Origin of the sequence: Microbacterium sp. K41, from assembly GCF_004794395.1 — a bacterium.
GTDB lineage: Bacteria > Actinomycetota > Actinomycetes > Actinomycetales > Microbacteriaceae > Microbacterium > Microbacterium sufflavum.
On record NZ_SSDO01000447.1, the window covers coordinates 20,789 to 28,478 of the forward strand.

The 7,690-nt window shown below is 68.4% G+C and carries 8 protein-coding genes; 2 read left to right on the forward strand and 6 right to left on the reverse strand.

Annotated features, from left to right (window positions below; genetic code table 11):
- Positions 1 to 267: 267 nt before the first annotated feature.
- The 3 genes from DW309_RS14280 to DW309_RS14290 form a co-directional block, all read right to left on the reverse strand.
- On the reverse strand, positions 268 to 1,230 hold the full coding sequence (locus DW309_RS14280) for a carbohydrate ABC transporter permease (protein ID WP_136034362.1): 963 nt from the start codon (positions 1,228 to 1,230) through the stop codon (positions 268 to 270).
- Positions 1,227 to 2,366, reverse strand: coding sequence for a carbohydrate ABC transporter permease (locus tag DW309_RS14285; protein WP_136034364.1), 1,140 nt, complete (start codon positions 2,364 to 2,366; stop codon positions 1,227 to 1,229). Before DW309_RS14285 ends, DW309_RS14280 begins: the two co-directional genes overlap by 4 nt.
- A gap of 108 nt (positions 2,367 to 2,474) precedes the next feature.
- Positions 2,475 to 3,791, reverse strand: a complete 1,317-nt coding sequence (locus DW309_RS14290) for an ABC transporter substrate-binding protein (RefSeq protein WP_136036965.1) — start codon at positions 3,789 to 3,791, stop codon at positions 2,475 to 2,477.
- 286 nt (positions 3,792 to 4,077) lie between these two features.
- On the opposite strand from DW309_RS14290, the gene DW309_RS14295 reads away from it, so the two are divergent.
- Entirely contained in the window at positions 4,078 to 5,082 is a 1,005-nt protein-coding gene (locus tag DW309_RS14295; protein ID WP_136034369.1) for a LacI family DNA-binding transcriptional regulator, read from the forward strand.
- Positions 5,083 to 5,154: 72 nt separating this feature from the next.
- Here DW309_RS14295 and rplL read toward each other — a convergent pair whose 3' ends face one another.
- Both rplL and rplJ read right to left on the reverse strand, forming a co-directional pair.
- Complete coding sequence (gene rplL / locus DW309_RS14300) at positions 5,155 to 5,538, reverse strand: 50S ribosomal protein L7/L12 (RefSeq protein ID WP_067194328.1); 384 nt, start codon at positions 5,536 to 5,538, stop codon at positions 5,155 to 5,157.
- 48 nt (positions 5,539 to 5,586) lie between these two features.
- Entirely contained in the window at positions 5,587 to 6,075 is a 489-nt protein-coding gene (gene rplJ / locus DW309_RS14305; RefSeq protein ID WP_136034371.1) for a 50S ribosomal protein L10, read from the reverse strand.
- Positions 6,076 to 6,370: 295 nt separating this feature from the next.
- Here rplJ and DW309_RS14310 point away from each other — a divergent pair, with 295 nt between their 5' ends.
- Positions 6,371 to 7,051, forward strand: a complete 681-nt coding sequence (locus tag DW309_RS14310; RefSeq protein WP_136034373.1) for a YqaJ viral recombinase family protein — start codon at positions 6,371 to 6,373, stop codon at positions 7,049 to 7,051.
- 22 nt (positions 7,052 to 7,073) lie between these two features.
- Here DW309_RS14310 and DW309_RS14315 read toward each other — a convergent pair whose 3' ends face one another.
- Positions 7,074 to 7,568, reverse strand: a complete 495-nt coding sequence (locus DW309_RS14315) for a hypothetical protein (RefSeq protein ID WP_136045753.1) — start codon at positions 7,566 to 7,568, stop codon at positions 7,074 to 7,076.
- Positions 7,569 to 7,690: the final 122 nt, after the last annotated feature.

The window sequence follows — 7,690 nt, forward strand, 5'->3', positions numbered from 1 at the left end:
AACGCAGACACGACACTGCAGACTGCCGGACCGGATGCCCCAAACATCCGGACCGGATCGCTCCACCCCCGAGCGGACGTCCCCAGATCGTCCCTATGCCATGAGACGGGATCGGGAGCGTTCCATTACGCAGAGACACCCGTTCCGATCATGTGAAGTTCCTGCATGCCGCCGCCGGGACGCCCCGCCGAGCCCGTCCGCGACACACGGAAGGGGCCGGCCACCGCGACGGTGACCGGCCCCTTCCGGCGAGCGCTCCTGTCTCGACTACCCCTTGGTGGACCCGGCGAGCAGGCCGCGCACGAAGTAGCGCTGCAGCGCGAAGAACACGATCAGCGGGATGATGATCGACACGAACGCACCCGCCGTGAGCAGGTACCAGTCGTTGCCGCGCGTCCCGGTGATCTCGGCCAGCAGCTTCGTGATCGGCGCGGCCGCTCCGTCGGCGAACACCAGCGCCACGAGCAGGTCGTTCCACACCCACAGGAACTGGAAGATCGCGACCGAGGCGATCGCCGGCATCGTCAGCGGCAGCACGACGCGGAAGAAGATCTGACCGCGCGAGGCGCCGTCCACGCGGGCCGCCTCGATGATCTCACCGGGGATCTCCGACATGAAGTTGTGCAGCAGGTAGATCGCCAGCGGCAGCGCGAACATCGAGTGCGCGATCCACACCTGCGCGTAGCCGTCCGATGCTCCGAGCGGCAGGGTCACCTGCAGACCGAACAGGTTGAGGCCGCGCGAGAACGAGCTGAGCAGCGGCACCAGCGCCATCTGGATCGGCACGATCTGGAGCGCGAACACGAAGATGAACAGGGCGTTGCGGCCCTTGAAGTCGATCCACGCGAACGCATACGCCGCCATGGCCGCGATCATCAGCGGCACCACGGTCGCCGGGATCGTGATGGCGATCGAGTTGATGAACGACTCGAGGATGGTCAGCTGCGTCGTGCCGGACTGCAGCACATCGACGTAGTTCTCCAGCGTGACCTGCGGGTTCGTGAAGAACGTCCACCATCCGGTCGACTGGATCTCGTCGCGCGGACGGAACGACGAGATGAACAGCCCGAGCGTCGGGATGGTCCACAGGACCGCGATGACGATCGACGCGGCGGACGCCCACGGACGGGACAGCTTCTTCCTGGCGCGTCCGGCGGCGCCGTCGAGGCCACCCCCGGTCGTGACGGCGCGCGTGCTGGCCGGGGTCTCGGTGCCTACGGTGTCGGTCATCGGATCTCCCGCTGCTTCTTGATCTGGCGCGCGTTGTAGATGACGATCGGCAGCACCAGGATGAACAGGATGACGGAGAGCGCGGCGCTGCGCCCCGCCTCGAACTTCGAGAACTGCGTGTACATCTCGTTCGCGAGCACCGACGTGCCGTAGTTGCCGGCGGTCATGGTGCGGACGATGTCGAACACCTTCAGCGAGGCGATCGAGATCGTGGTGAGCACGACGATGAGTGCCGGGCGGATCGCCGGTACGGTCACCGAGATGAACCGCTGCCACGCGTTCGCGCCGTCGAGCTCGGCGGCCTCGAGCAGCTCGGCCGGGACGCCCTTGATGGAGGCCGACAGCACGACCATCGCGAAACCGGTCTGGACCCAGATGAGCACGACGATGAGGAACAGGTTGTTCCACGGCTGGTTCAGCAGCCACTGCTGCGGCGTCCCGCCGAACCACACCAGGATCTGGTTCAGCAGACCGATCTGCTCGAACTCCGGTCCGCGGTACTCGTACATGAACCGCCAGATGATGCTCGCGCCGACGAACGAGATCGCCATGGGCATGAACACCAGCACCTTGTAGATCTTCTCGCCGCGGGTCCTGTCGATGAAGACCGCGTACGCGAGACCGACGATCGTCGAGACCGTCGGCACCAGCAGCACCCAGATGATGGTGTTGACGACCGAGGTGATGCCGTCCGACTGCGTGAAGATCCACACGTAGTTGGCGAACCCGACGAACGTGTTGCCCGAGGAGTTCCAGAACGACGTGTACATGGTCTGGATCGACGGGAGGATGAGGCCGACGAGCAGGAGCAGCATCGCCGGAGCCATGAAGGCGACGAGCTGGATCAGGTAGCCCGCTCCATCGCGGGACCGGTAGTCCAGGAAGAAGAAGACGGCTCCGACGAGGACCGCGACCCCCATCGCCCAGTAGTAGGAGTTGAAGAACCACATCACGGCGAGCGGGATGAGCAGGCACATCGCCAGCCGGATGATGGTGTACTGCGTGCCCCGGCGTGGAGCGATGTCCACGAGCAGCAGGATGATCGCCACGACCACCGCGAAGGCGATGACCACGGCGACGGCCTGCAGGATCGGCGGGAGCGAGCCGATCCATTGGAAAAAGACTGTCGCGTTCACGGATTCCCCTTACGTCACGCGGATCGGATCACGGCGCCCACGTCGATGTGGGCGCCGAGGGAGCAGAGGGGCCGCCCCTGGTGCGGGGCGGCCCCTCTTCCCCCGGGATCAGCTGGAGGGCCAGCCGGTCTCGATCTGCGTGAGCACCTCGTCCGTCGAGGTGCCGTTGACCCACGCGACCATGCCCTTCCAGAAGGTTCCGGCACCGACGGCACCGGGCATCAGGTCGGAGGCGTCGAAGCGGAACGTGGTCTCCGGGTCCTGCAGGATCTTGATGGTCTCCTGGAGGATCGGGTCCTTGGCGTTCGCCGGGTCGAGTCCGTTGTTGGCCGAGGTGACGCCGCCGAGGCTCACGCGGCTGTTGGCCCACTCGGGGCTGGACAGGTACGCGAGCACCTTCTGCGTGGCCTCGGACTCGCTGAACGCGCCGACGATCTCACCGGCGCCCGTGACGGCCGTGTCGCCCTCGGACTCGCCGGGGAGCATGAACGCCCACACGTCGCCGTCCTCGGCGATGTTCGTGCCCTCGGGGAAGAAGCCCGACAGGAACGAGGCCTGGTGCGTGAGTGCGCACTCGCCGGCGGCGAGCTTGGGTGCCACGTCGCCGAACGCGGTCGAGTTGATCGAGCGCACGTCGCCGAAGCCCGCGTTGACGTTGGCCGGGTTGAGCAGGATCTGTCCGACCGAGTCGAACGCCTGCTTGATCTGCGGGTCGGTGAACTTCACGTCGTTGGTGACCCACTGGTCGTAGACGTCGGGTCCGGACTGGCGCAGCACGTAGTCCTCGATCCAGTCGGTTCCCGGCCAGCCGGTCGCGGTGCCGGACTCGAAGCCTGCGCACCAGGCGGGCGTGCCCGTGGCGGCCTGGATCTTCTCGGTCAGCGCCGTCATCTCGTCGAGGGTCTTGGGGACCTCGACGCCCCACTCCGCGAACTTGGCGGGCGAGTACCAGATCCAGCCCTTGACGTTCGCCATGAGCGGGGCACCGTAGAAGGTGTCTCCGACCGTGCCGTAGTTCACCCAGTCTTCGGTCCAGTACTCGTTGGCGTTCTTCTCGACCTCCTCCGGGGCGGGCTTCAGGAAGCCGCGGTCGGCGAAGTCGGCGAACAGACCCGGCTGCGGGAAGATCGCGATGTCCGGCGGGTTGCCGCCCTGGGCGCGCGTGCCCAGCTGCGTCTCGAAGTCCTGGCTGCCCTCGTACTTGATGGTGATGCCGTTCTCGTCGGCCCAGTCCTTCCAGGACTCCTGGAGGAGTTCCGCCTCCGAGTCGACGATCGTGCCGTAGATCGTGACGGTGGCGTCGTCGCCTCCGCCGCCTCCGGTGCTCGGCGCACCTCCCGGAGCCCCGCAGCCGGCGAGGGCGATGCCCGCGACGCCCATCAGGGCCAGCGGCACGACCAGCCGGGAACGCTGTGACAGAGCCATGTGAATTCTCCTCTTCGAGTACAGGGTCCCGCTGTCCGTCGCCAGCACCGGCGTCGATTAGGGAACCGATTCCAGGCCAACATACTGGCGGCCCGCTCCCCGCACAACACGCAAGGGTCACAAGCTCGCAACCATTCCGATGCGCCGCCGCGTCGCGGATGGGAGCGCTCCCTCCGGATCAGTGTGGAACCGGTTCCTTTTCCACGGTCGAGCCGCTACGCTGTCACCCGGCGAGCCCGGGCGTCGCCGTCCCCACATCGAAGTGGACCCTGGTCGAGGAGGACCGATGAGCACGATCGCGGACGTCGCGTCGCGTGCCGGGGTGTCCAAGGCCACCGCGAGCCGGGCGCTGAGCGGACGCGGCTACGTGTCCGACGAGACACGGCAGCGGGTCATGGACGCCGCAGACGACCTCGCCTACGTCGCCCACTCGTCCGCCACGAGCCTCGCGACCGGACGCACGCAGACCGTCGGCCTCGTGATGCCGCCCATCGACCGCTGGTTCTTCGCCGAGCTGCTCGCCGGGGTGCAGGAGTCGCTCCTCTCCGTGGACTACGACCTGTCGCTGTACGGCGTTCCCGAGGGGACGCAAACCAGGGAACGGCTGTTCGAGACCGTGCTGCCCGGTCGGAGGTTCGACGGCATCATCGCGGTGGGCATCCAGCCGAGCGCGCGCGAGCTCGAGCGCCTGCACCGCACGGGTCGCCCGCTGGTCAGCGTCGGGCCGTACAGCGAGGGATCGAGCGCGGTCTCGATCGACGACACCGCCGCCGCCCGCATCGCCACCGAGCACCTGATCGAGCTCGGCCACGAGGACATCGCGTTCGTGGGGGGCGCGACCGACGCCGCCGCACTGAGCTACGGCGATGCGCAGCGACTCGAGGGGTACCACGGCGCGCTCCGCGCGGCGGGCCTGCTCGCCCACGCCCGCGTCGTCGGCGCGGCACCGACCATGCCCGGGGGCTATGCCGCGACCGCCGGGCTCCTCGGAGACCGGCGGAACCGGCCCACCGCGATCGTCGGAGTCTGCGACGAGGCGGCGATCGGGGCGATCATCGCCGCTCGACGCCTGGGCATCGCCGTGCCCACCGAGCTCAGCGTGGTCGGCATCGACGACCACGCCCATGCGGACATGTTCGCCCTCACCACGATCGGGCAGTCTCCCCGCGACCAGGGTCACGAGGCCGTGCGGCTGCTGATCCGACGGATGGCGGAGCCGGAGGCCCCCATCGAGCGGGTGACCGCCCCCTCGTCGCTCGTCGTGCGCAGCTCCACCGCACCACCCCGCTGAGCACCCCTCCCCGGACGCACGAAGGCCCCGGGCGGAACCCGGGGCCTTCGCAGAAGCGCTGGTGCGCTGGAATTACTTGAGGGTGACGGTCGCGCCGGCCTCTTCCAGAGCAGCCTTGGCCTTCTCGGCGGTCTCCTTGTTGGCGCCCTCGAGGACGGCCTTCGGAGCACCGTCGACGACGGCCTTGGCCTCGCCGAGGCCGAGCGAGGTGAGCTCGCGGACAGCCTTGATGACCTGGATCTTCTTGTCGCCGGCAGCCTCGAGGATGACGTCGAACGAGTCCTTCTCCTCCTCGGCAGCGGCCTCGCCTGCGCCACCGGCGGCACCGGCAACGGCGACGGGGGCAGCAGCGGTGACCTCGAACTTCTCCTCGAACGCCTTCACGAAGTCGTTCAGCTCGATGAGGGTGAGGCCGGCAAACTGCTCGAGCAGCTCCTCGGTGGTGAGCTTCGCCATGATGTATCTCCTAATAGATGGGGTGGTGGTGACGAGATCGCCGGTCGCTTACGCGGCCTCTGCGGTCTCCAGCTTTTCGCGAAGCGCGTCGATGGTGGCGGCAGCCTTGCCCATCGTCGCCTTCATCATTCCCGCGGCCTTCGCCAGCAGAACCTCACGGCTCTCGAGCGAGGCGTACGTGTTGACCTCGTCGGCAGAGAGGGCCTTGCCCTCGAAGATGCCGGACTTGATCACCAGAAGCGGGTTGGCCTTGGCGAAGTCACGCAGAGCCTTGGCAGTGGCGACGAAGTCACCGTGCACGAACGCGACGGCCGACGGACCCTTGAGGTCGTCGTCCAGCGAGGAGATGCCGGCCTTGTTGGCGGCGATCTTGGTCAGCGTGTTCTTCACCACGGCGTACTCGGCGTCCTGACGGATGCTGTTGCGCAGCTGCTTGAGCTGGGCAACCGTCAGACCGCGGTACTCGGTCAGCAGGACGGCGTTCGAGTTCTCGAATGACTTCGTGAGCTCGGCGACCGATGCATCCTTCTGCGCCATGGTCACTCCTTGATGTGTACGAGGCGCCGCACGGTGGTGGGGCGCCGGCCTCCGACCCCCTGCAAAGAGAAGAGCTCCGGCGCAAGCGCACGGAGCTCGGAAGTTCGTGACACCTGCGCGGGCCCCTGCGATGCAGAGCTTCGATCCTGCGTGCTTGCGCACACACGATGACCAGCGGTCTTCGGTTGCCCCCCACTCTACCTCAGCGCGCGCCCCTCCCCAAATCCCCGGCGGCCGTGCGGGGACGCGGCGTGTGCGGGGAGGGAGCGTCGGCGGACGGGGTTAGGGTTTTCAGGTGACCCCCGAACTCCACGCCCGTATCGTCGCGGACTCTCGCGACCGGGTGGCGTGGATGCGGGCGCGGTCCCGCGGCATCACCGCGACCGACGTCGCCGGACTCACGAGCGAGCGCTCCATCGCCCGTGCCGCCGACTCCAAGCTGGGCGGCGGGCCCCGCTTCGGCGGCAACGCGTACACCGACCACGGCCGACGGCGCGAGCCGGAGATCGCGGCCTGGGTCGCAGCCACGCACGGGATCCTCCCCTCCTCCGCGCTGTTCCGCGCCGAGGTGGAGCACCGCCACCTCGCCACGCCCGACGGGATCGCGGTCGACGCCGACGGGCGCATCCGCCTCGCCGAGATCAAGACCACGAACAAGGCGTTCCGCGGCATCCCGCGCACCTACCTGCGACAGGTCTGGTGGCAGCAGCACGTGCTCGGTGCCGAGCGCACGCTGTTCGTGTGGGAGGAGCACGTCGACTTCGCTCCGGTGCACGACGAGCCTCGCTGCGTGTGGATCGACCGCGACGACCGCGAGATCGCCAAGCTGGTCGACCTGGCCACCGCCCTGATCGACGAGCTGTACCGGCGCACCACGGGCCGCGACGTTCCCGCCCGCACGCAGGACGATTCCGCGAGCCGCCGCGAGCAGCTGCGCGAGCGCGACCTCTTCCGCGCCCTCGCCCTCGCCGACTGAACGCCGCACCGCCGGCACGACCTCACGTGCAGGTGTTGTTGCCCCCGAGCCCCAGCAGTCCGCCCACCGACAGCGTGCGGGTCGCCGCGGGCGACACCCAGGCCGTGCCGGGCAGGACGGCCTCGACCCGCACCGTGTTCGACGAGCCGAGCAGACTCCCCAGCAGCGTGCTGAGCAGACCGGAGCTGATCGTCGCGGAGTAGGAGTAGGGGCCGCTGCCGCTCTGCGTCACGTTCGCGTTGTCGACCGCGACGTTGTTGATCGACAGTCGCTGCTGCGGCTTGAGGTATCCGGAGCTCCACGTGATCGTGAAGCCCGTGAACGTGCCGAGCAGGTTGGTCACGCTGCACGAGGTGATCGTGGGCGTCGTCAGCTGCGACGCGGTGAACGACCCCGCCGCGTACTCCGGATCGGTGAACCGCGCCTCGGTCGGCTGCACCGCGGGCAGGAGCGCCACGCCGACCAGGACCCCGACCCCGAGGACACCGGCGATCGTGCGCCGCCACGGCCGTGTCATCCTCGCCCCTCCCCGCGCTCTCCTCCGCGACGCCCCCGCGCCACGAGAGCCCCGGTCAGCAGCAGTCCGCCGCCCACCGCCGCCAGCGGCAGCCACGGCGACGGACCCGTGACCGCGAGCGC

What these genes read in the sequence shown, in the direction of transcription:
- DW309_RS14280 (WP_136034362.1), bottom strand. Translation starts at nt 1,230, where the DNA reads ATGACCGACACCGTAGGCACCGAGACCCCGGCCAGCACGCGCGCCGTC.
- DW309_RS14290 (WP_136036965.1), bottom strand. Translation starts at nt 3,791, where the DNA reads ATGGCTCTGTCACAGCGTTCCCGGCTGGTCGTGCCGCTGGCCCTGATG.
- DW309_RS14295 (WP_136034369.1), top strand. Translation starts at nt 4,078, where the DNA reads ATGAGCACGATCGCGGACGTCGCGTCGCGTGCCGGGGTGTCCAAGGCC.
- rplL (WP_067194328.1), bottom strand. Translation starts at nt 5,538, where the DNA reads ATGGCGAAGCTCACCACCGAGGAGCTGCTCGAGCAGTTTGCCGGCCTC.
- rplJ (WP_136034371.1), bottom strand. Translation starts at nt 6,075, where the DNA reads ATGGCGCAGAAGGATGCATCGGTCGCCGAGCTCACGAAGTCATTCGAG.
- DW309_RS14315 (WP_136045753.1), bottom strand. Translation starts at nt 7,568, where the DNA reads ATGACACGGCCGTGGCGGCGCACGATCGCCGGTGTCCTCGGGGTCGGG.